25 protein-coding genes are annotated in these 22,558 nt (G+C 58.7%); 10 read left to right on the top strand and 15 right to left on the bottom strand.

Annotation, left to right across the window (positions count from 1 at the left end; all coding sequences use genetic code 11):
• Window positions 1-69 precede the first annotated feature (69 nt).
• The 5 genes from lptG to rsmA all read left to right on the top strand — a co-directional run bounded on the left by lptG (window position 70) and on the right by rsmA (window position 6,454).
• On the top strand, window positions 70-1,170 hold the full coding sequence (gene lptG / locus ACR0LY_RS02030) for an LPS export ABC transporter permease LptG (RefSeq protein ID WP_170348940.1): 1,101 nt from the start codon (window positions 70-72) through the stop codon (window positions 1,168-1,170).
• Window positions 1,170-3,332, top strand: a complete 2,163-nt coding sequence (locus ACR0LY_RS02025) for an LPS-assembly protein LptD (protein WP_170348941.1) — start codon at window positions 1,170-1,172, stop codon at window positions 3,330-3,332. The genes lptG and ACR0LY_RS02025 overlap by 1 nt, the downstream gene beginning before the upstream one ends.
• Window positions 3,323-4,576: a peptidylprolyl isomerase gene (locus ACR0LY_RS02020; protein ID WP_170348942.1), complete on the top strand. Its 1,254-nt coding sequence runs from the start codon at window positions 3,323-3,325 to the stop codon at window positions 4,574-4,576. Before ACR0LY_RS02025 ends, ACR0LY_RS02020 begins: the two co-directional genes overlap by 10 nt.
• Window positions 4,573-5,538: a 4-hydroxythreonine-4-phosphate dehydrogenase PdxA gene (pdxA, locus tag ACR0LY_RS02015; protein WP_170348943.1), complete on the top strand. Its 966-nt coding sequence runs from the start codon at window positions 4,573-4,575 to the stop codon at window positions 5,536-5,538. The genes ACR0LY_RS02020 and pdxA overlap by 4 nt, the downstream gene beginning before the upstream one ends.
• A gap of 73 nt (window positions 5,539-5,611) precedes the next feature.
• A complete protein-coding gene (gene rsmA / locus ACR0LY_RS02010; RefSeq protein ID WP_170348944.1) occupies window positions 5,612-6,454 on the top strand; it encodes a 16S rRNA (adenine(1518)-N(6)/adenine(1519)-N(6))-dimethyltransferase RsmA in 843 nt (280 codons plus the stop codon).
• Window positions 6,455-6,511: 57 nt separating this feature from the next.
• On the opposite strand, the gene ACR0LY_RS02005 is transcribed toward rsmA, so the two are convergent.
• From ACR0LY_RS02005 to prfA, 3 genes are all read right to left on the bottom strand, one after another.
• Entirely contained in the window at window positions 6,512-7,102 is a 591-nt protein-coding gene (locus tag ACR0LY_RS02005) for a DUF4167 domain-containing protein (RefSeq protein ID WP_170348945.1), read from the bottom strand.
• Window positions 7,103-7,345: 243 nt separating this feature from the next.
• Window positions 7,346-8,188 (bottom strand): peptide chain release factor N(5)-glutamine methyltransferase, encoded by an 843-nt coding sequence (prmC, locus tag ACR0LY_RS02000; RefSeq protein ID WP_170348946.1) that lies wholly within the window; start codon window positions 8,186-8,188, stop codon window positions 7,346-7,348.
• Entirely contained in the window at window positions 8,185-9,240 is a 1,056-nt protein-coding gene (gene prfA, locus ACR0LY_RS01995) for a peptide chain release factor 1 (RefSeq protein ID WP_170348947.1), read from the bottom strand. Before prfA ends, prmC begins: the two co-directional genes overlap by 4 nt.
• A 107-nt stretch (window positions 9,241-9,347) precedes the next feature.
• Between prfA and ACR0LY_RS01990 the strand changes: the two genes are divergently transcribed.
• Window positions 9,348-9,605: a hypothetical protein gene (locus tag ACR0LY_RS01990; RefSeq protein ID WP_480640741.1), complete on the top strand. Its 258-nt coding sequence runs from the start codon at window positions 9,348-9,350 to the stop codon at window positions 9,603-9,605.
• Here ACR0LY_RS01990 and ACR0LY_RS01985 read toward each other — a convergent pair.
• The 4 genes from ACR0LY_RS01985 to ACR0LY_RS01970 all read right to left on the bottom strand — a co-directional run bounded on the left by ACR0LY_RS01985 (window position 9,531) and on the right by ACR0LY_RS01970 (window position 13,168).
• A complete protein-coding gene (locus ACR0LY_RS01985) occupies window positions 9,531-9,890 on the bottom strand; it encodes a DUF1499 domain-containing protein (RefSeq protein ID WP_480640739.1) in 360 nt (119 codons plus the stop codon). The genes ACR0LY_RS01990 and ACR0LY_RS01985 overlap by 75 nt on opposite strands.
• A gap of 108 nt (window positions 9,891-9,998) precedes the next feature.
• Window positions 9,999-10,946 carry an agmatinase gene (speB, locus tag ACR0LY_RS01980; protein WP_170348950.1) on the bottom strand — a complete coding sequence of 316 codons (948 nt, stop codon included), beginning with the start codon at window positions 10,944-10,946 and terminating at the stop codon, window positions 9,999-10,001.
• Between the two features lie 77 nt (window positions 10,947-11,023).
• The gene (speB, locus tag ACR0LY_RS01975; RefSeq protein WP_170348951.1) at window positions 11,024-11,992 is read right to left on the bottom strand and encodes an agmatinase; all 969 of its coding nucleotides are present in this window, start codon (window positions 11,990-11,992) and stop codon (window positions 11,024-11,026) included.
• Between the two features lie 12 nt (window positions 11,993-12,004).
• On the bottom strand, window positions 12,005-13,168 hold the full coding sequence (locus tag ACR0LY_RS01970; protein ID WP_170348952.1) for a M20 aminoacylase family protein: 1,164 nt from the start codon (window positions 13,166-13,168) through the stop codon (window positions 12,005-12,007).
• 66 nt (window positions 13,169-13,234) lie between these two features.
• On the opposite strand from ACR0LY_RS01970, the gene mazG reads away from it, so the two are divergent.
• From mazG to ACR0LY_RS01955, 3 genes are all read left to right on the top strand, one after another.
• Entirely contained in the window at window positions 13,235-14,092 is an 858-nt protein-coding gene (gene mazG, locus ACR0LY_RS01965) for a nucleoside triphosphate pyrophosphohydrolase (protein WP_170348953.1), read from the top strand.
• Between the two features lie 63 nt (window positions 14,093-14,155).
• Window positions 14,156-15,097 (top strand): nucleoside hydrolase, encoded by a 942-nt coding sequence (locus ACR0LY_RS01960; RefSeq protein WP_170348954.1) that lies wholly within the window; start codon window positions 14,156-14,158, stop codon window positions 15,095-15,097.
• Window positions 15,094-15,543, top strand: coding sequence for a GNAT family N-acetyltransferase (locus ACR0LY_RS01955; protein WP_170348955.1), 450 nt, complete (start codon window positions 15,094-15,096; stop codon window positions 15,541-15,543). The genes ACR0LY_RS01960 and ACR0LY_RS01955 overlap by 4 nt, the downstream gene beginning before the upstream one ends.
• On the opposite strand, the gene ACR0LY_RS01950 is transcribed toward ACR0LY_RS01955, so the two are convergent.
• The 8 genes from ACR0LY_RS01950 to ACR0LY_RS01915 form a co-directional block, all read right to left on the bottom strand.
• Window positions 15,540-15,707 (bottom strand): hypothetical protein, encoded by a 168-nt coding sequence (locus ACR0LY_RS01950; RefSeq protein ID WP_165590747.1) that lies wholly within the window; start codon window positions 15,705-15,707, stop codon window positions 15,540-15,542. The genes ACR0LY_RS01955 and ACR0LY_RS01950 overlap by 4 nt on opposite strands.
• Before the next feature lie 182 nt (window positions 15,708-15,889).
• Entirely contained in the window at window positions 15,890-16,396 is a 507-nt protein-coding gene (locus ACR0LY_RS01945) for a GNAT family N-acetyltransferase (RefSeq protein WP_170348956.1), read from the bottom strand.
• Between the two features lie 39 nt (window positions 16,397-16,435).
• Entirely contained in the window at window positions 16,436-17,713 is a 1,278-nt protein-coding gene (gene eno, locus ACR0LY_RS01940; RefSeq protein ID WP_170348957.1) for a phosphopyruvate hydratase, read from the bottom strand.
• A gap of 145 nt (window positions 17,714-17,858) precedes the next feature.
• Complete coding sequence (locus ACR0LY_RS01935) at window positions 17,859-18,740, bottom strand: DMT family transporter (RefSeq protein WP_170348958.1); 882 nt, start codon at window positions 18,738-18,740, stop codon at window positions 17,859-17,861.
• A gap of 133 nt (window positions 18,741-18,873) precedes the next feature.
• Entirely contained in the window at window positions 18,874-19,287 is a 414-nt protein-coding gene (locus ACR0LY_RS01930; RefSeq protein ID WP_170348959.1) for a Fur family transcriptional regulator, read from the bottom strand.
• Window positions 19,288-19,360: 73 nt separating this feature from the next.
• Window positions 19,361-20,071 carry an endonuclease/exonuclease/phosphatase family protein gene (locus tag ACR0LY_RS01925; protein WP_170348960.1) on the bottom strand — a complete coding sequence of 237 codons (711 nt, stop codon included), beginning with the start codon at window positions 20,069-20,071 and terminating at the stop codon, window positions 19,361-19,363.
• 39 nt (window positions 20,072-20,110) lie between these two features.
• On the bottom strand, window positions 20,111-20,476 hold the full coding sequence (locus ACR0LY_RS01920; RefSeq protein WP_170348961.1) for a cupin domain-containing protein: 366 nt from the start codon (window positions 20,474-20,476) through the stop codon (window positions 20,111-20,113).
• A 155-nt stretch (window positions 20,477-20,631) separates the two neighbouring features.
• Window positions 20,632-22,050, bottom strand: a complete 1,419-nt coding sequence (locus ACR0LY_RS01915) for a protein adenylyltransferase SelO (RefSeq protein WP_170348962.1) — start codon at window positions 22,048-22,050, stop codon at window positions 20,632-20,634.
• Window positions 22,051-22,137: 87 nt separating this feature from the next.
• Between ACR0LY_RS01915 and ACR0LY_RS01910 the strand changes: the two genes are divergently transcribed.
• The gene (locus tag ACR0LY_RS01910; RefSeq protein WP_170348963.1) at window positions 22,138-22,557 is read left to right on the top strand and encodes a cupin domain-containing protein; all 420 of its coding nucleotides are present in this window, start codon (window positions 22,138-22,140) and stop codon (window positions 22,555-22,557) included.
• The last annotated feature ends 1 nt before the right edge of the window (window position 22,558 follow it).

The following is a 22,558-nucleotide window of genomic DNA, read 5'->3' as shown; positions in this document are numbered from 1 at the left end:
AGGCGAAGGTGATTCTGGCCGTTTCGGTGCCGATTTCACCTGCTGCCGGATCAAGGCGGAGGCACAATCGTGATCCTCGACCGCTATTTCGCCCGCCGGTTCATGCAAAGCTTTCTGGTCATTGGCGGCATTTTTCTAACGCTGCTGATTCTGATCGATCTGGTCGAACAAGCCCGCCGGTTCAACTCAGAGGGGCTGTCCTTTGGCACGCTGCTGCACCTGACCTTGCTGAACTCACCCGCAGCGATCAGCGAGATGCTGCCCTTGCTGGTTATCCTTGCCACCATTGCATTGTTCATCGGCTTGGCGCGCAATTCCGAACTGGTGGTGACACGCGCCATCGGGCGGTCCGGTATCCGGGCGCTGCTGGCTCCGGTCACGTTGGCATTGATCATTGGGACCCTCGCGGTGGCCTTGCTGAACCCGATCACCGCCGCCACGTCCGAGGAGTACCGACGCCTGTCTGATGCCTACAAAGACAAAGGCAACTCGGCGCTGTCGATCACCAGCGAGGGGCTTTGGTTGCGGCAGGGTTCGGAAAATGGGCAATCGGTCATCCACGCGCGAGGCACCACGAATGCGGATGCGTTGGAACTAACCGGCGTAACGATCGTTACATTTTCGCCGGATGGTAAACCAACACAGCAAATCAATGCCAATCGGGCACAGCTGTCGAACGGGTCTTGGATATTGCACAATGCCAAGATCTGGTCTCTGGCGGATGATATGAACCCCGAGGCGACGGCTCAAACACATCAGCGCATCGAAATTCCCACCACGCTGACGCGCCAGCGCATTCTGGACACACTGGGCCAGCAGGATTCCGTATCCGTCTACGACTTGCCGCAGCTTATCCGTGATCTCCGCGAGGCCGGATTTTCCACCAAGCAATATGAGGTCTGGTTGCAGGTTCAACTTGCGCGACCGCTTTTTCTGGTGGCCATGGTGATGATCGGCGCGGCCTTTACCATGCGCCATGTCCGTTTTGGTGGCACCGGTATCGCGGTTCTGTCCGCAGTGCTTTTGGGATTCTCAATCTACTTCGTTCGCAACTTTGCCCAAATACTCGGAGAAAACGGTCAATTGCCAATCTTCGTCGCAGCCTGGGCTCCGCCCTTTGCAGCCATTCTTCTTTCCCTTGGCCTTCTTCTCCATGCGGAGGACGGCTGATGCGGCTCATATCAAGTCTTTTGCTGTCCGGCGCTGTGGCTCTGGCAATGCCAACAGGTGCCGCCGCCCAGACCCAATCAGCCCCTGGCCCGGCGCAGGATACCCAGCAAGAGGACCAGCCCGCCCTGCTGGTGGCTGACGAAATCTTCATCACACCCGAACGCGTGCTGGTGGCTGAAGGCAATGTCGAAGCTTTTCAGGGTGACATCAAAATCACCGCTGACCGCATCACCTATGACCGCGATACCGGCGCGCTGACACTTGAGGGGCCGATTCGCATCGATCAGGCCGGTGATACGACAATCCTGGCGGACTCGGCCGAACTGGATGACGGTATTCAGAATGGCCTGCTGATCGGCGCGCGGATGGTGTTCGACCAGCAGGTGCAGATTGCTTCGGTTCAGGCCACGCGCGCGGCGGGCAGGTATACGCAGTTCAGCAAAGTTTCGGCCACCTCGTGCCATGTCTGCGCGAATGGCAAACCGCCGATCTGGCAGATCCGCGCCCGCAAGGTCACGCATGATCAACTGGAACGGCAACTCTATTTTGAAGGGGCGCAGCTTCGGGTGCTGGATGTGCCAGTGTTCTATTTCCCCTATCTGCGACTGCCGGACCCGACGCTCGAGCGGGCCACCGGGTTCTTGGTACCGTCGATCCGAACCACCTCGCAGTTGGGCACTGGCGTCCAGGTGCCGTATTTCATCAAGCTGGGTGACCACAAGGATCTGACACTGACGCCCTATGTCTCGTCCAAGACCAATACACTTGGGTTTCGCTATCGACAGGCCTTTAAAAGGGGGCGCATCCAGCTTGAGGGCGCCTATACCCGCGATGATCTGCAGCCGGGTGAAGATCGCGGATACTTGTTTGCCAATGGCTGGTTCAACCTGAACGACGGTTATCGGTTCCTTTTCAACATCAGAACAACGTCAGACGATGCTTATCTGGCCGATTATGGCCTGCCAGATCTGGATCGGCTGCGTAGCGAAGTTGCGCTGGAACGGATCAAACGCGACACGGCGTTCCGTACCAGTTTCACCCACTATAAAACCCTGCGCGATAGCGAGGAACAGGACGAAATCCCGTCACGGATCTTCGATCTTTATTATGAAAAGCGTCTGTTCCCGACCTCTGTGGGCGGCGAGGTTCGGTTGGGCTTTGTTACTCACGCGCATGAGCGCACCAGTGACGAGGATATCGTCGGGCGTGACGTTGCTCGTGCCACCTTTGATGCCGAATGGTTGCGCGACTGGACTTTTGCGTCGGGCCTTCGGGCTGAGGTGCGAGCTGGCGCGTCGGTCGATGCGTTCAACATTCGTCACGACAGCGATTTCCCTGACAACGTAACGCGCACCACGCCACGTGCGGCTTTGACACTGCGTTATCCGATGCGCAAGCGCGAGTCATCAGGGGCGACGCAGATATTGGAACCGATTGCCCAGATCGGCTGGACTCATGTCTCGGACGATGACGTGCCAAATGACGAAAGTACGTTTCAGGAATTCGATCAGGGTAACTTGCTGTCCCTGTCCCGCTTTCCAGCCCCCGACCGGCGCGAAGACGGCGTGACCGGCGTTGTGGGCCTGAACTGGTCCCGCTATGCAGCCGGCGGCTGGCGGGCTCTTGCCACGATAGGTCAGGTGTACCGTGCAGATGCTGACCCCAGTTTCAACCTGACCTCGGGCTTGCAGGGGACAACCTCAGACTTGCTGCTGGCAGGTCAGATTCAAACCAATAACGGCTGGCGTCTGGCCGGCCGTGGCTTGTTGAACGGAGATTTCAGCTTTTCCAAAGCCGAACTGCGGGTCGGCTGGCAACAGCCGCGGGTCGGCTTCACCGGAAGCTATGGCTGGCAAGAGCCGGACCCAGCTGAAGGTATCGACGACGAGATTTCCGAAGTTCGGTTGACCGGACGTTACCGGGTGGATCAGAACTGGAACACACGGGCCCTGGCGCGCTATGACCTAAGCGAATCCGAACCGATCCGCTATGGGTTGGGGGTGACGTATCAGAATGAATGCGTACAGGTTAACATGAATGTCAGTAGGCGCTTTACTTCATCATCAAGTATTGAGCCTTCGACAGAATTCGGCTTTACCGTAGCCTTGACGGGGTACTCCGTTAACAGTGGCGGCCAACAGTACAAGAGAAGATGCAGTTGATTTCAGGTTTCACCAGTTTCCTCCGCTCCGGTTGGCTTAAACCGGTCGCCCCTATGCTGATCGGGGCTGCGCTGGCTTTGACGTCGCCACAAGCTGGTGCCCAAAGCCTGTTTTCCCCGGCGATCAAAGTCAATCAAGACATCATCACCTGGTACGAGCTGTCACAACGGCAACAATTCCTGACCGCACTGGGTGCCCCCGGTGCGTCCGACGCCGAAGTCCGTGATGCATTGATCGACGAAAGGTTGCGCCGCCAAATTATGCGCGAGGCCGGAATCCAGGCAGCCCCCGAAGACATTCAGGTCGGCATCGACGAATTTGCCGCGCGTGGGCAATTGTCGACTGACCGGTTCCTGCAACTGCTCGCCGATCAGGGTGTTGATCGCGAAACCGTTCGGGATTTCGTGGCCGATCAGGTTGCTTGGCGCGACTATGTCAGTGCGCGTTTCCTGTCACAGGCTCGCCCGTCCGAGGACGAGATCAACCGCGCCCTGGGTCAAACTGACAGCGGTGGCCTGCAGGTGCTGCTGTCCGAAATCATTATCCCAGTGAACCAGCAAACCATTGCCCAGGCTGATCTGCTTGCCCAAGAGATTGCCCAACTGCAGGGGTTTGACTCGTTTTCCGCCGCAGCCACACAATATTCAGCGGCAGCCACCCGCGATGATGGTGGACGACTTGACTGGCTGAGCCTCACCAGCCTGCCGCCAGCACTGCAACCGGTGATCCTGGGTTTGAAGGACGGAGAGATCACACAGCCGCTTTCGTTGCCCAACGCCATTGCGCTGTTCCAGATGCGCGGACTGCGTGAGGTCGCGACCAGCGCGACCAACTATTCCGAGATAGACTACGCGATCTATAATATGGCCGGTGGCCGTAGTGCTGAAACCCTGGCACGGGCGGCCAAACTCAGAGAAGAAATTGACACCTGCGATGACCTCTACGGCATCGCCAAGGACCAACCACCAGAAGTATTGCAACGGATTCAGGCCAGCCCCGGTGAGATTCCGCGTGACGTGGCGCTGGAGCTTGCCAAGCTTGACCTGAATGAGGTGTCCACCACGCTGACCCGCAAAAATGGCCAGACCCTGATGTTCCTGATGCTCTGCACCCGCACCCGTGATCTGGGCGAAGAGACTTCGCGAGTGGACGTTGCCAACGCGCTGACGCAACAACGTCTCGAGGCTTTTGCTAACAGCCTTGTGGCGCAGCTGCGCGCCGAAGCAAACATCGTCGAGCAATGACATTCCCGATCGCGCTCAGCTGTGGTGACCCGGCCGGAATAGGCCCGGAAATCGCAGCTAAAGCGTGGTCGGACCTTCGCGACACATGTCCCTTCTTCTATATCGGTGATGCAACCCACTTGCCGCCGGGAACGCCGGTTGTTCGCATAACTGACCCGTCCGAATCTGTTAAAATCAGCGCCTCGGCGCTGCCGGTTCTGCAATTGGATTTTCCGGCGCCCAATGTCCCCGGCCAACCCGATCCGGCCAACGCGCCCTCAGTCATCGCCGCTATTGAGCGCGGTGTTTCGCTGGTGCAATCCGGTGCGGCCTCGGCGCTTTGTACCGCGCCGATCCACAAGAAAGCCCTGATCGACGGCGCCAGCTTCGCTTATCCCGGCCATACTGAATTTCTCGCCGCCCTGGCCGGTCGGGACCGGGTGGTCATGATGCTGGCCAGCGCGCAATTGCGCGTGGTGCCAGCAACCATCCATATCGCGCTGTCCCGGGTGCCTTCGGCTCTGACCCCGGACCTGCTGCACGACACCATCGCAATCACCGTCCAAGGACTGCGCAATCAATTCGGTATCGCGCATCCTCGTATTGCCATCGCGGGTCTGAACCCCCATGCCGGTGAAGGCGGGAAGATGGGCCATGAAGAGTTGGACTGGATCGCGCCCCTGATCGCCGACCTCCCTGACGACAGCTATACCGTTACCGGGCCACACCCTGCCGATACGATGTTCCACGCCGCTGCGCGCGCCCGTTATGACGCAGCGATTGCGATGTATCATGATCAAGCACTTATCCCGATCAAAACGCTGGATTTCGATCGCGGGGTCAACGTGACGCTTGGCCTTCCCTTTATCCGCACCTCACCCGATCACGGCACCGCACTGGATATCGCAGGCCAAGGCATCGCCACACCCACCAGCCTGATCGAAGCACTTAAGCTGGCCCAACGCATGGCACAAAGCGCTTGACCCTTCTGTTGGCTGAAAATACCCCAACCAAAGGCAAAATCATCGGCGCACCCCGCGTCACGGCAACCGGATCATGAGTGCAATCGACAATCTCCCTCCACTACGCGAAGTCATCGCGACCCACCAGCTTTCGGCCCGCAAGTCGCTGGGGCAGAATTTTTTGCTGGACCTGAACCTGACGGCCAAGATCGCCCGTCAGGCCGGAGATCTTACGGAATGCGACGTATTGGAAATTGGCCCCGGCCCCGGAGGCCTGACCCGTGGGTTGTTGTCAGAGGGCGCACGCAAGGTCGTGGCGGTGGAAAAAGACACACGCTGCATCGCGGCTCTGAACGATATCGCAGCCGCCTACCCCGGTCGGCTTGAGGTGATCAACGGCGATGCGCTTGAAATCGACCCGCTGGCGCACCTGACTCCACCGATTCGCATCGCAGCCAATCTGCCCTACAATGTCGGCACCGAGTTGCTGGTTCGCTGGTTAACTCCACCGAAATGGCCGCCCTTCTGGCAGAGCTTGACCCTGATGTTCCAGCGTGAGGTGGCCGAGCGTATCGTCGCCCAACCTGGCAGCAAGGCCTATGGCCGCCTCGCCATCCTCGCCCAATGGCGGGCCGAGGCGCGGATCGCCATGTCATTGCCGCCTGGTGCCTTCACCCCTCCACCCAAGGTTTCCAGCGCCGTTGTTCACCTGACCGCCCTGCCCGAGCCGCGTTATCCGGCCGATGCTGCCACACTGTCACGCGTCGTCGCGGCTGCCTTTAACCAGCGCCGGAAAATGCTGCGCGCATCGTTAAAAGGTGTTGCATCGGATATCGAAGACAGGTTGCTCGCAGCTGGTATCCAGCCCACCGAACGGGCCGAACAGGTCCCGCTTGAGGCGTTTTGTGCTTTAGCGCGCGAAGTCAAAAAAAGCTAAGAGTAAAAGAAAAAGCCCCGGATTAATCCAAGGCTTTCGCAATTTCGCGGTCTTTATTTATTCCGCCGCTTCTGGCGCATCCCCATCCGTTTTAGGGGCATCCTCAACCGGTGCAGCCTTGGGCTTGCGCGCACGCGGGCGACGTGCAGGTTTTTCTTTCTTCTCCGATTTCTCGGGCGCATCGACCACCGGGGCGGCATCTTTGCTTTCCGGGGTCTCGACCAGACCGGATTCGGGGGCGGAAGCTTCGGCTCCGAAATCCATCACGTCGGGTTGCGGTGCCTCGGCGGGATCGGCCTGACGGGCCGCTTCGCGCTCCTGTCGTTCGGCACGTTCCCGGTCGCGCTCGGCCTGACGTTCGCGATTCTGGCGCTCTTGCTCTTCGCGGCGCGCTTCGATTTCGCGCTGCGCTTCGCTGAGCAGACGCAGATAATGCTCGGCGTGCTGCTGAAAGTTCTCAGCTGCCACACGGTCGTTACCTAGCTGGGCGTCGCGCGCCAGCTGGTTGTATTTGTCAATGATCTGCTGGGGCGTGCCGCGCACCTTGCCTTCGGGGCCTGAACTATCGAAAACCCGGTTAACAACGTTGCCGCCAGAGGGGCGATTGCGGTTATTCTTGGCCCGCGAGCGGGATTTAGAAGATCTCATCGTACTTTACGTCAGCCTTGTCATTCGGTGCCGATCAAGTCGCGTCCTGCACTGCTCAATGGCATTAGCCGTCACGCGATGTCGACTTTTTTGGGCTTGGCGTCAGGGGCCCGCTGAAACAGCGTCAACCTCTCCGACTAACTCTGAGTAAGCATGTCCAGCGCCTACAGACAAGAGGTTTGTCCAAAAATTCGCAGCTTTTTTACATTGATCGGCGCATTTCAGCCTCATCATGCGCCAATTTTACGGCATTCTGGCGACAACAACACGATCTCGACCGTCCAGATCGGGGATAACCCCTGCATCAACTAGTCCAGCCGCATGGAAAAGGGCTGCAACGGCCTTACCCTGTGTCGGTCCGATTTCAACCAGAATCCGCCCGCCGGGCATCAGAAAATCCGGGGCCGAGGCGGCAATATGGCGGTATGCGCCCAGCCCGTCCCCTTCGTCCGTCAGTGCCATACGCGGTTCATGTTCACGCACCTCGGGGGACAGGTCCTGCATCTCCTCCAGCGAAATATAGGGCGGGTTTGCAACAATCAGGTCAAACAACCCTTCGATATTTTCAAACCAATCCGAGCGTAAAATCTCGACCCTGTCCTGCACCTGATGCTGCACCGCATTGGCGCTGGCTTGCAGACAGGCGGATTCGCTTAGATCCGCACCGATACCCGAAGCACTGGTGCGCTCGGCCAGCAGAGTAATCAAGATACAGCCAGAGCCTGTGCCCAAGTCCAGAACATGATCGAACGGTTCGCTTAACGCCGCCTCGACCAGTGTCTCGGTTTCAGGGCGCGGGTCCAGCACATCTCGGCTGACACGGAACCTGCGACCATAAAACTCGCGCTCTCCCAGCAAGTGCGACACCGGCACGCGGATAGCCCGCAGCGAGATCAGGTGATCGTACCGTTCGGCAATCTCGGGTGACAGTTCCTCGGGCGCAATCAACGTGACTCGGCTGGCCTCTATCCGTGCGGCATGGGCCAGCAAAACCCGCGCATCACGTGCCGGATCATCGACTCCAGCAGCGCGTAAGCGGGCGGTGGCGGCAACCATGGCCTGGGCGGCAGTCAACGCAGCGATCATTGTGCCATCTCGGCCAGCAGACGGGCCTGATCGTCAGCGGTCAGCGCGTCGATCACCTCATCCAGATCGCCCTGCATCACCTGATCCAGCTTATAGAGTGTCAGGTTAATGCGGTGATCCGTCATCCGCCCCTGCGGAAAATTATACGTCCTGATCCGCTCGGACCGGTCGCCCGAGCCTACCTGACTGGCGCGATCAGCGGATCGTTCGCTGTCGATCCGTTGGCGTTCAAGATCATACAGGCGCGTTTTCAGGACCTGCATCGCTATTTCACGGTTGCGGTGCTGAGACTTCTCGGAACTCGTCACCACCAGACCGCTGGGCAGGTGTGTGACCCGCACAGCCGAATCCGTCGTGTTAACGTGCTGTCCGCCCGCGCCCGAACTGCGCATCGTGTCGATGCGAATGTCATTGGCGTCGATCTGAATGTCCACATCCTCGGCCTCGGGCAGAACCGCCACGGTGGCTGCCGAGGTATGAATCCGCCCACCGCTTTCGGTTTCGGGCACGCGCTGAACGCGGTGTACACCGGATTCGTATTTCATGCGGGCAAAGACATTGTCGCCCTTGATGTGGGCCACCACCTCTTTGATACCACCAAGGTCCGAGGCTTGCTCTTCAATGATCTCAAACTGCCAGCCGCGCGCTTCGGCATAGCGTTGATACATGCGCAGCAGATCGCCCGCGAACAACGCAGCCTCATCCCCGCCCGTTCCAGGGCGGATTTCCAACATCGCTGGACGCGCATCGGCCTTGTCCCGCGGCAACAACGCCAGTTGCAGGGCTTGTTCGGCCTGCGGGATACGGGCCTGAAGCTCAGGGATTTCTTCCTCGGCGAGCTCTTTCATGTCGGGATCGGCCAGCATCGTTTCAGCTTCAGCCAGATCGGCGACCAGCTGACGCCACGCCATGATCTGATCCACGACCGGCTTCAGATCAGAATACTCCTTGGCCAAGGCCGCAATATCCCCGCCCGAGGCGCCATCTGCCATGGCTGCTTCGAGATACTGGAATCGCTGAGTTATCTGTTCAAGGCGTTCTTCGGGGATCATCCGCGCGGTGTCTCTTAATCCGGCGCTTTGGTCAAGAGCCGTCCCTGTGCTAAGCTGACGCTATGACACGTTTGGCACTTGTTATTTTGTTGTGCGCAGCCCCGGCCATGGCCGATGTCGTCGGTCCCGGAGGCAAGGTACAGGACTGCTATTGCACCGACAAATCCGGAACGCGCATCGAGTTGGGTGAGATGATCTGCCTACAAGTCGACGGCCGCATGTTCACCGCCCAGTGCCAAATGTCCCTGAACGTCCCCATGTGGCGCGAAGTGCAAGAGGGGTGTTTGTCCTCAGGGCTGCAAAGCAGCCAGCCAGCCATCGACTCTGTTTCGGTTTACCCCGAAATCTCGCCGACCGAATCTTAACCGACCGTAGACGCGTAGAGTGTCTCCATCCTGCTGAATCGTGGTGTAATCTGGGAAGCCAAATACTTTACTGCGCGTTATGTAAGTGACCATCCCCTCTCGCACGGATCCCGCCAGCACATAGGTTCGGGGAGTATCTGTCACGATTTCATGCAGACGCGCAAAACGGTCGGGGTCACTTTCGATCACCCTAAACACGCCGCCCGGCATATCGCGATCCGTGTCTCCGACAGGAGCGACGTGCCAACGATTGGGGTCTGATGGGGCTGAGCGAATGGCAGCCATGGCGATCAAGCAGGCAACCAATCCCCAAAAAAACATTCTTTTCATCCCGATCCCATCGCTTTGCAAAACAATATTCGGATCGCTGGTCGTGGCAAGGCGCCACTGCCGCTATCGTGACGTCACGCCAGGTAGAATGCACAACATCTCGAACAGCAGGTTCGCCGCTGTCAGTGCGGTGTTGCCGGTAGCGTCATACGGAGGGGAAACCTCGACCAGATCACAGCCCACCACATTCATACCCGCCAGCGCGTGGATCAGCTGTAAAGCCTGTGGCGTGGTCAGCCCTGCAATCTCGGGTGTGCCGGTGCCTGGGGCGATAGAAGGGTCCAGGCTGTCGATATCGTACGAGATGTAAACCGGATGCTCGCCGATCTCTTTGCGAATCTGGGCACCTGTCACGGTCAGATTTTGCTGCCACAGCTCCCAAGCAGGGAATTGGCGAAAGCCCCAGCCCTTAGCCTCGGTAAAATCCGATGCTGCGTAGCCCGAGCCGCGAATGCCGATCTGAAAGGTTTTATCAGGGACGATCAGCCCCTCTTCGTAGGCGCGGCGGAAAACCGTGCCATGCGTTTCTCTTTCACCAAACATCTCATCATTCACGTCTGCATGGGCATCGACATGGACCAGTGCCACCGGCCCGTGTTTGGCAGCGATTGACCGCAGGATCGGCAGGGTGATCGAGTGATCGCCCCCCATTGCCACTGGCGTCACACCCTGTGCCAGGATGGCATCATAGCTTTCCTTGATGATTTTCAGACTGTCGGCCAACGAGAATGTATTGATCGCAAGATCGCCGATATCCGCGATTTGAAGGCTGTCGAACGGGGCCGCAAACGTGGCCATATTATAGGGCCGGATCATCGCACTTTCGCTGCGGATCTGCTTGGGTCCGAACCGCGTCCCCGACCGCCAAGAGGTGCCAATATCCATCGGGATGCCCAGCACCGCCACGTCCAACCCGGCAAGCGAATCCACCTGCGGCAGGCGCATAAACGTGTTCGGTCCCGAAAACCGCGCCAGATCATTGCCGCTGATGGGTTGGTTATATTCTGTCATTCCCGTCATTCTCCCGTCCGGCCTTTTGGTTAACCAGATATCGGAAAGATGTCTAACCAATGGTTAAGCCTGTTGAATTAATCCGAGACCAGCTTATTCCACCCCAGCAGACAAATGATCTGCGTCGCCACATGCGCGCCCGCAATCGCCGTGGCACCGGACGTATCAAAAGGCGGAGAGACCTCGACCACGTCCCCCCCTTTGATGTTGATGCCGGCAATGTCGCGCAGGATGATCTGCGTTTGTATCGAAGTCAGCCCACCCCAGACGGGCGTGCCGGTGCCGGGGGCGAAGGCCGGGTCCAGACCGTCGATGTCAAAGCTCAGGTAAACGGGGCTGTCGCCCAGAATACCCTTGATCTTTTGCGCCACGGCGGCAGGACCAGATTCATACACCTCGCGCGCGTCTATGATGTTGACGCCCAGCGTGTCCTCATTCGTAGTGCGAATACCCACCTGGACCGAGCGTTTAGGGTCCACGATCCCCGATTTCACCGCCTTGTAAAACATCGTCCCGTGATCGACGCGGGACATGTCGTCATCGGCCCATGTGTCCGTGTGCGCATCGAATTGCAGCAGCGACATTGGCCCGTACTTCTCTGCATAGGCTTTTAGAATCGGAAAGCTGATATAGTGATCTCCGCCCAACGAAACCGAGGCCACGTCGGCCGCCAGAATAGTACGGATATGATCCGTCAACGTATCGGGAAAGGCAGGGATATTGGCGTAGTCATAGGCCATATCTCCGTAATCCACGATTGCCAATTCGCTGAGCGCGTCGAAGGGCCAGCCGTAAGGCGCATCCGGAGATTGCAGCGCGCTGGCCTCGCGAATTGCGCGGGGGCCAAGACGGGTACCAGGGCGGTTGGTCACGGCCTGATCGAACGGCACGCCGGTCACGGCAATATCTACGCCCTTCAGCTCTTTGGTATAGAGCCGCCGCAGGAATGACGTCGCGCCGCCGAACGTGTTTTCGAACGATAACCCTTTGAGGTCCGGATTGGTGAATGCCTCATCCACCTGATTTTTTGCGTCTTCCAGTGCCATGTCTTCCCCCCATCAGCCCAAAGGCTGCGCCTTTTCGACAATCCGTGCAAAGAACGAGGCGCCAACCGGCGCGATCTCGTCATTGAAGTTGTATTTGGGGTGGTGCAGCCCTGCGCCCTCACCCTGCCCCAGGAACAGATAGGCACCGGGACGTGCCTGTAACATATAGGAAAAATCCTCGGCCCCCATCTCACGCCCAGCGTTGGCGGTTACCTGGTCAGCGCCCGAGATGTCGCGCGCGACATCGGCTGCGAAACCAGCCTTTTCGGCGTCGTTTATCGTGGCGGGATAGTTCTTTTCATAGTCCAGCCGCGCCGTGACCCCATACGAGGTCGCCTGTCCCTGCACGATCTGTTCCATCCGCTCTATCACCATCTTCTGAACAGCAGGGTCAAACGTCCGGACTGTACCGTTGATGAAGGCCGTATCAGGGATCACATTGTTCACCGTTCCCGTGTGGATTTGCGTGACCGAGACCACCAGATCATCCAGCGCATAGTGGTTGCGGCTGACAATAGTCTGTATCGCTTGCGCGATACCACAGGCCGCCATCACCGGATCGCGTGTTTCATGCGGCATGGCGCCGTGGCCTCCGACGCCCTGAATATGAACCTCGAACGTGTCCACAGCCGCCATGATCGGCCCCGGCGTGGTATAAAAAGACCCTTCGACAAATCCGGGCGCGTTGTGCAGCGCGTAGACCTGAGAGATGTTGAACCGGTCCATGATCCCTTCTTCGACCATGACACCGGCCCCGCCGCCCTCTTCTTCGGCGGGTTGAAAGATCAGCGCCACGCGACCGCGGAAATTTCGCGTCTCGGCCAGATAGCGGGCCGCACCCAGCAGCATCGTGGTGTGCCCGTCATGCCCGCAGGCGTGCATCTTGCCGGGGTTTTTGGACGCGTAAGATACGCCCGTCTCCTCAGGGATCGGCAAGGCGTCCATATCGGCGCGCAAGCCGATGGTCGGCCCCTCACCCTGCCCATTGATGATTGCCACTATGCCCGTCTTGGCAATGCCCTCATGCAGCTCATCCACACCGAACTCGCGCAGTCGGTCGGCGACGAAAGCAGATGTTTCGTGACATTCGAACTCTAATTCAGGGATCGAATGCAGGTGCCGGCGCCATGCGGCCATATCGGCAGAGAAATCGGCAATTCGGTTGACGACGGGCATCTGGGGTGGACTCCTGATCCTGACTGCGGAATGGATGCATCTGACACCGGAACGAAAGGGTTCGCAATGGCCGAAAATCCTCTGATCCACGACAGCGAAGCGGGTATCGAGCGTTTGCTGGAAATCATGCGCCGCCTGCGCGACCCGGAATCAGGCTGCCCGTGGGATATCGAACAGGATTTCGCCACCATCGCCCCTTATACGATCGAAGAAGCCTATGAGGTCGCCGATGCCATCGAACGCAACGCCTATGACGAACTGAAGGGTGAGCTGGGTGACCTGCTGTTCCAGTCCGTCTTCCACGCGCAAATGGCTGAAGAGGCTGGACATTTCACTTTTCAGGACGTGGTGCGCACCATGTCGGACAAGATGGTCGACCGTCACCCGCATGTGTTCGGCGACGAATCCCGCGACAAATCTGCGGAACAGCAAACGGTGGATTGGGAAACCATCAAGGCAGCCGAGCGTGAGGGCAAGGAACAAAAAGGCGCTTTGGACGGAGTGGCCGCGAACCTGCCAGCCCTGTTGCGAGCCCATAAGCTGCAAAAACGCGCCGCCCGCGTGGGATTCGACTGGCCCGATGCCAGCCATGTACTCGCCAAGATCACCGAAGAGGCAGCTGAGCTGGAAGAGGCCCGCAACAGCATGGATACCGATGCGTTAGAGGACGAGTTTGGAGATTTGCTGTTCGTGATGGTCAATCTGGGCCGTCACCTGGGCATCGAACCCGAAGCCGCCCTGCGCCGTACCAACGCCAAGTTCACGCGGCGTTTCGAACAGGTCGAGGCACGTCTTGCCGCGCACGGGAAAACGCCGTCGCAAAGTGATTTGGCCGAAATGGATGCGCTGTGGGATGAGGTGAAGATCGAAGAGCACCGCGCCAATGGCAAACTCCCGCCTGTGGACGCCGCGACCGAGGCCTGAAACCGCTGGACAAGTGGGTTGACACTTGCGAGTGTCCGCGCTTCAAGACCCCGGAGGCAAATCATGGCACCGCGCAAGATCATTATCGACACTGACCCCGGTCAGGACGACGCTGTCGCAATCTTGCTGGCGTTGGCCAGCCCTGATGAGATCGACGTGCTGGGCATCACAGCTGTTGCCGGGAATGTGCCGCTGGAACTGACCGCCAAAAACGCGCGGATTGTTTGTGAACTGGCCGGGCATACGCATATCCCTGTTTACGCTGGATGCGACCGTCCGTTGAACCGCGCTTTGGTCACCGCGGAGCATGTGCATGGTAAGACCGGGCTGGACGGCCCTGTCCTTCCCGATCCGGAGATGCCGCTGGCTGATGGGCACGCGGTCGACTTCATCATCGACACCCTGCGCGCGCAGGAACCGGGGACGGTGACGCTCTGCCCGCTGGGGCCCTTGACCAATATCGCCACGGCCTTTCAGAAAGCGCCCGATATCGTCGAGCGCGTGCAAGAAATCGTGCTGATGGGTGGCGCGTATTTTGAGGTGGGCAACATCACACCCACCGCCGAATTCAACATCTACGTTGACCCGGAAGCCGCTGAAATCGTGTTTAAATCCGGCGTTCACATCGTCGTGATGCCGCTGGATGTCACCCATGACGCCTTAGTCACGAAACATCGCAACGATGCGTTCCGCGCGCTCGATTCAAAAGTCGGCCATGCGGTTGCCGAAATGACAGATTTCTTCGAACGCTTCGACAAAGAAAAATACGGCTCAGAGGGCGCGCCGCTGCACGACCCCTGCGTGACCGCATATCTGATCCGGCCCGAACTGTTCTCGGGCCGTCACGTCAATGTGCAGATCGAAACGCAATCCGACCTGACCCTTGGCATGACCGTCGCTGATTGGTGGCGCGTGACTGAACATCCCCCCAATGCCCTGTTCATGGGGGATATCGATGCTGATGGATTCTTTGACCTGCTAACAGAAAGGCTGGCCCGCCTATGAGCGCCGCGCTGAAACTCGCCCGTCCCACAGATCTGGATCGCCTGATGTCGCTGGTCGCGGCCTTTCACGCCGAGGCCGGAATTGAACAGGACGCCGATCAACGTCGCGAGGCTCTGGCCCCGCTTCTTGAGGGCATCCCCCACGGGTGCGTCTATCTGATCGGACCCGGCCGCGCGCCGCTGGGCTATATCGTGCTGACCTTTGGTTGGTCGGTCGAATTTGGCGGTATGGACGGCTTTGTCGACGAGATCTACATCCGCCCCGCAGTTCGTGGCCGCGGGATCGCCACCGAAGTCCTGCTGGACTTGCCCAAAGCCCTTGCCGGGGCAGGATTGACCGCATTGCATCTTGAGGTCGACCGGACCAATGAAGCCACACAAAGACTGTATCTGCGCACCGGTTTCAAAGCGCGAGACCGCTATGTGCTGATGAGCAAGCCGCTTTAGCGCGCCTCAACGCCCATATCGAATCCAGGAATGTCCATATCCATCACCGGGTCAGTGGACGACGCCTGCATCCCCGATACCGGATAAGTCCCCGGCCCCGAGCAGGCCGCCAAAAATACAGTGCTGATCACTGAAACTACGAGAAGGAATTTCGAACCAGTCATGGTGTACCCCCTTTTCTGTAATCCAGTCACAATAGGTCAGCTCAAATTGAGACAAATAGGAAAAAGTTCACACATAACGCGAATTATGCTGAGAAATATTTAGGGTTATGTTTTTTCCACGCGTTAACAACGAGAAAGCGGCGCAAAATAATTCGGCTAAAAGGTCTTTCTTGTCCGTTCCGCTACAATTTCATCTCGAAAAACAGCAGATGACCCTCGGCGATTTCCGGAATCTCAGCGTATGCGTCCCGCAGAACGAACCCCATTGAGAGGTAAAGTCGGGTCGCTGTCTGCAATGGTTTGCCAGTGTCCATGCGGATCAGGTCAAACCCCTGCTGGCGACATTGCTGGATCAAAGACAGCATGATGGCACGACCTGCCCCCGTACCGCGGGCGCTGTCCTGAACGAATACGCGCTTGATCTCGGCCACGCCCGGCTCGATCGTGTGGAACATGCCACATCCAACGGGCTGATCACCGATCAGCGCAAGACGCGCGCCACCGTTCGGCGGGCTGTGTTCGGCCTCAATGACCTCCATCACACGGGCATATTTATCCTGCGAATAGATGGTCTGAACAATACGTTGCGACTTTTCATCCAGCGTCAGGAGGAAGTCGCGGTATTCCCAACACAAACGCCGGACCGCATCAAAGTGGTCCGGCGTTCTGGGTTCTATGATGCTAAGCAACTGCCGATCCTCGATAAGGTACGAGGATCAGAATAACACTCAGCGCTTAAGGATCGAAGCCCCGGCGTATTCGGCAACTTCGCCCAACGATTCCTCGATACGGATCAATTGGTTGTACTTGGCCAACCGGTCCGATCGCGCCAGCGAGCCGGTCTTTATCTGACCGCAATTGGTCGCCACGGCTAGATCGGCGATGGTTGCATCCTCGGTCTCGCCCGAACGGTGCGACATCACGTTGGTATAACCCGCGCGGTGCGCCATATCGACGGCGCGCAGGGTTTCGGTCAACGAGCCGATCTGGTTCACCTTGACCAGCATCGAATTGGCGCAGCCGCGGTCGATCCCTTCAGCCAGACGTTCGGGGTTGGTCACGAACAGGTCGTCGCCCACCAGTTGAACACGGTCACCGATGGCATCGGTCAACGCCTTCCAGCCGTCCCAATCATCTTCGGACATGCCGTCTTCGATCGAGATGATCGGATAGTCTTTGACCAGCGCCGCCAGATACTCGGCGTTTTCTTCGGAGGTTAGCGAGATATTCTCACCCGACAGAACGTATTTGCCGTCGCGATAGTATTCAGTGGCAGCGCAGTCCAGCGCCAGGTGGATTTCTTCACCCGGTTTATAACCCGCCTTTTCAATGGACTGCAGGATGAAATCCAACGCTTCGCGGGTGGATGCGATGTTGGGGGCAAAACCGCCCTCATCGCCCACACCAGTGGCTAGACCAGCAGCCGATAGTTCGCGTTTGAGGGTGTGGAAAACTTCGGACCCCATGCGCACGGCTTCGCGGATATTTACGGCCGAAGTTGGCATGATCATGAATTCTTGAATATCGATCGGGTTGTCCGCGTGCTCACCCCCGTTGATGATGTTCATCATCGGCACTGGCAGAACACGAGCCGAGGTGCCACCCACATAGCGATACAGAGGCTGCGTGGTGAAATCCGCCGCTGCCTTAGCCGTGGCCAGCGAAACACCCAGAATGGCATTGGCGCCAAGCCGACCCTTGTTCTCGGTTCCGTCCAGTTCGATCATGGCGCCATCGATGGCAACCTGCTCGGTGGCGTCAAAGCCGACCAGCTCCTCGGCAATCTCACCGTTCACGGCAGCGACGGCCTCAAGCACGCCTTTGCCCAGATAGCGGGATTTGTCACCGTCACGCTTTTCCACTGCTTCATAAGCGCCGGTCGACGCGCCCGAGGGCACAGCGGCGCGGCCCATGGTGCCGTCTTCCAGAATCACGTCGACCTCAACGGTCGGGTTGCCCCGGCTGTCCAGAATTTCGCGTGCGTGGATGTCGATAATGGTGCTCATGAGGCCCGTTCCTGTGGCTGCAATCAGTTGCACGCCTCATACCATCACCGGGCAAAAAGTAAACCAGTCATGTTATCGCTAACATGTATATTCCCGGCCCTTTAGGGCTAACAATTACCTGTTTGCGCCAACGTGCGACGATCCGTCAGGCTGCGACCGCCAGTTCACGGGCCAAACGGCGTTCGCGAATAAAGGTGTACATGCCCGACCCCATGATCAACGTGGCCCCGGCCAGCGTCATCAGGTCCGGGCGTTCACCGAACATCAGCATCCCCGCGGCGATCGAGAAGATCAGCCGGGTATAGCGGAAGGGCGTCAGGGCCGAAGCCTCACCAATCCGCATGGCGATGACGATGCCGTAATAACCGAGAAAACCAAAGCCAACGGCACCCAAGTAGGGACCAATCTGCCAAGTATGTAAAGGCACAACGGGTTGTGCGGAAAACACCATCAACGCCACGCCAGCGAATGCCACGGCGACATAGGCCTGCAGGGCGACCACGGACGAGGCCACGCGAACATCCAGCTTACGGGTGATCAGGTCGCGCGCGGCGATGGCAAGCACACTGGCCACGACAAACAACGACTCGGGTTGAAACCCGGCCAGCCCGGGGCGGATGATCATCAGCACGCCGATGAAGCCGATGCCAATCGCGCTCCACCGTCGCCAGCCGACATGCTCGCCCAGAAACAGCGCGGCCCCCATGGTGACGGCCAGCGGCATCGCCTGAAACACGGCAGCCACGGTGGACAGATCGACCAGAGACAACGCGGTCACAAAACTCAGCGCACCAACCGCTTCGGTCCCGGCGCGCATCAGAGGCAGAGGCTGCCACGCCACCGGATCAAGGATACGTTTGCGCGTGGCCAACGACATCACGACAAAGGCCAGGCTGCAGATCACACCCAACACAACCATGATCTGACCGGTCGGCACTGTCACCGACAGATGCTTGATGAACATATCTTCAAGCGCAAAAGCCGCCATCGCGCCGACGACCAGCAAAATGCCGTGTACGTTGTTCATGATCGTGTCCGTTGAATCCTGCGGCCCCAATGCCGCTTTTCTCAGCAAAATCGCAAGTAAGCCGTTCAGGCAAGCATTATCCGCCCGGAAAGCATGAATTCCCGTGCGCCTGCGGTTCGCGTTTTGTGATGAATCAGTCCTGTTCCAGCGGCACGCCGTACAGTTCCAGCCGGTGGCCTTTCAGCTTATACCCCAGCTTGGCCGCGATCTTTTCCTGCAACACTTCGATCTCGGGATCGACGAATTCGATCACCTTGCCGGATTGCATGTCGATCAAATGGTCATGATGATCACGCTCAGCATCCTCATACCGTGCGCGCCCGTCACCGAATTCCAGCCGGTCAAGAATCCCCGCTTCTTCGAACAGTTTGACAGTGCGATAGACCGTGGCGATCGAGATGCCCGAATCCACTTTCGAGGCACGGGCATACAGTTCCTCAACATCCGGGTGATCCTCACTTTGTTGCAGCACCTGCGCGATTGTGCGGCGCTGCCCCGTCATGCGCAGGCCTTTTGCTTCGCAGCGGGCGATGATCGTATCGGACATAAGTGACCCTCAGAGTAGTTCGGGTTTCTGTCTTAATACGTCTGTGCGGATCACGCCACAGGGGAAATGCATCCTAGGCCACCCGTCGCAGGTCGGCCCAGATCGGCAGATGGTCAGATGCAATATGCGCAGGCCGCGCGTCATGCACGCCGTGCAGCACCGCCTCAAGCCCTGCGCCCAGCGCGATCCGGTCCAGCGCCCCCAGGGGCTGTGCGGCCGGAAAGCTTGGAACCGGTGCCAAAAAGCGCATATCCGGGGCCAGATGGTCCAACACAGGCTGGCGCGACCATTCGTTGAAGTCCCCGGCCCAGACGGTGGGCATGTTGTCCAGATCATCGTCAAAGCGGCGGATGTGCGTTATCTGCTGGCGCCGGGATGCGGGCAACAGGCCCAGATGCATTCCCATCACGCGCAGCGGCCCGATTTGGGTGTCGAATTCCACACGCACGGCTCCCCGCGGCTCCAGCCCTGGCAGGTCGTGGTGCCCGGTCTGCCGAACCTGAATCGAATTTCCGCGCCAGATCACAGCGTTTCCATGCCAGCCCAGACTGCCGGCCCCACCCAGATCGACGATCTGCCAGCCGGCCTCATCCAACATGAAATGTGGTAAGGCGGCAGGCCGGGGCGGCAAGCGTTTGTCGGCCTCTTGCAACACCACGATATCGGCCTGCATGCTGTCGATGACCTGCATGATACGCTGGGGCTGCCGCCGAAAATCCAGCCCCACACATTTCTGAATGTTATAGCTGGCGATACGCAGGGTTGATGGTTTGGTCATTGGCATCCTGTGTCTGACATCAAAGGTTCCTCGGCCACCCGGCCCCTATTTAAATTGTGTAATCATAAGGTTGGCGGGCTCACCCCCTTCTGCGGATGAGCTATGGCCTGTTCCCTTGACATCTTCGGCCCAAAACAAGTCACCCGTTTTGAAATCACGTATTTCGCCCGACCCCGCCTGAACACGGAACGTACCGGACAGAACCGTCGCAAGTTGGGGTTTCGGGGAACGGTGTTGAACCCCTTTCCACCCAGCAGGCAATGACAAGAAGGCAATACGCGCGGCATCGACCTCTTTTGAGACCAGAAACGGTGCGGCCGGGGGGGCAAAGGTCTTGAGCTCGAAATCAATCTCACAATTTTCAAAATAAGACACTCCGTCCGCGTCTTCCAACAAAATGGCGTAGCGCATTTTATGCTCCCTAAAACAAAACTGATTTTATCTGCAGTTCCCCCGGTTGCGTCCATTATGCAGCATTATGTGCCGATGGTAAGTCGCTTGGCATTATGTTCAGAAGAACGCCCACTAGACAGCTTAAAAACTAGACGTTCAAGTTTTGATATTCGCTATGTCCCACAGAACGTCGCGTGGACCACTTCGCTTTCGGCCGGCGGATGTGTCAGGTCGGTTGCGTCGGGTTGATCCTCATAGGCGCGGGCAAGCACCGCATTTAACCGATGGAACGGGGCAAAATCGCCTTGGACAGCAGCCTGTATCATCTGCTCGACCCGGTGGTTGCGCGGGATAAAGGCCGGGTTGGCGGCGTTCATCACCGTCTGCGGGTCATTTTCACGGGCCAGCCGAGCCTGCCAGCCGTCGGCCCATTCATCATAAGCTTCGGGGTTCACGAACTGATCGCGGGCCTTGTCACTGCCCAGCGCACGGAACGTATTGGTGAAATCGGCACTGTTATGCGCCATCCGGGTCAGCAGATCGGTGATCAACGCCTCGTCGCCCTTATCCTCGGTCGTCAAACCGATCTTGGCGCGGAAGCGGGCCAGCCATTCCTGTTGGATCAGTACCGGCATTGCATGCACGATCTCAGTGGCCTCTTGAACGGCGGCTTCGGGGTCCTCGACCTGCTGAATCAAAGAGGTCGCCAATTGCGCCAGGTTCCATACGGCGATGTCCGGCTGATTGGAATAGGCGTATCGTCCCATTCGGTCGATTGAACTGAAGACCGTATTCGGGTGATAGATGTCCATGAAGGCACAAGGCCCATAGTCGATGGTCTCGCCAGCGATCGAGAAGTTATCGGTGTTCATCACCCCGTGGATAAACCCGACGCTCATCCATTGCGCAATCAGCCGCGCCTGCGCGTCCCGGACCGCGCGCAGCAGGCCCATTGGACCTTCGGCCTGCGGATAGTGTCGGGCGATGGCGTATTCGGTCAGCCGCTTCAAGCTGTCGACCTGCCGTCTTGCGGCAAACACCTGAAACGTCCCCACACGCAGATGGCTTTGCGCCACGCGGGTCAGCACCGCGCCCGGCATCGGGCCTTCGCGCAAGACGATCTCTCCTGTCTCAACCGCAGCCAGCGCACGGGTGGTCGGGATGCCCAGTGCGTGCATCGCCTCGGATACCACGTATTCGCGCAGAACTGGCCCAAGCCACGCACGGCCATCGCCCTGGCGGCTGAACGGGGTTTGTCCCGAGCCCTTCAACTGAATATCCCGCCGCACGCCGTCTGTTCCGATCGTCTCACCCAGCAATACCGCACGCCCATCGCCGAGCTGCGGGTTGTAGGTGCCGAACTGATGGCCGGAATAAAGCTGAGCAATCGGCTCGGCCCCTTCAGGCAGGGCATTCCCGGCGAAAACCTCGGCCATTTCCTGCACATCGCCCGGAGTTACCCCCAGAACGCGGGCCAGATCTTCATTAAACGCAATCAAACGCGGAGCGCGCACCGGCACCGGCACTTGCCGGGCGAAAAAAGTTTTGGGAAGACGGGCATAGCTGTTGTCAAACGGGATATTCAAGGTCATGCGGCAAACATATGGTGGATACACGTAAATACCATAGCCGATCGCACGCCTGCGTGCATAATCACCACAACCAAGCAAGAGGCCCTAATGACCGCGCAAGAGATCATCGACCACCTTCAGTTGCAGCGCCACCCCGAGGGCGGTTGGTTCCGCGAAACTTGGCGGGCCGATAACGAAGGCCGCGCCACCGGCACATGCATCTATTTCCTGTTGCAGGCTGGCGAACACAGCCACTGGCACCGCGTCGATGCGACCGAAATCTGGCTGTATCACGCCGGTGCGCCACTGACCCTGTCCCTCAGCGCTACCGATGACGGCCCTGCCAACGATCACCTGCTGACCCCCGACCTGACCAAAGGCGCGCCACAATTGATCGTACCCACGAACCACTGGCAATCAGCGCAGTCGACTGGAGAGTACACTCTGGTCAGTTGCACCGTCTCACCCGGGTTCGAATTCGACGGCTTTGTGTTGGCCGCGCCGGAATTCGATATCGCGCGCGGGTAAA

This window comes from Ruegeria sp. BC5 (genome assembly GCF_056539205.1).
Note: the sequence above shows the minus strand (reverse complement) of the source record. Positions and strands in the feature narration are given on the sequence as shown.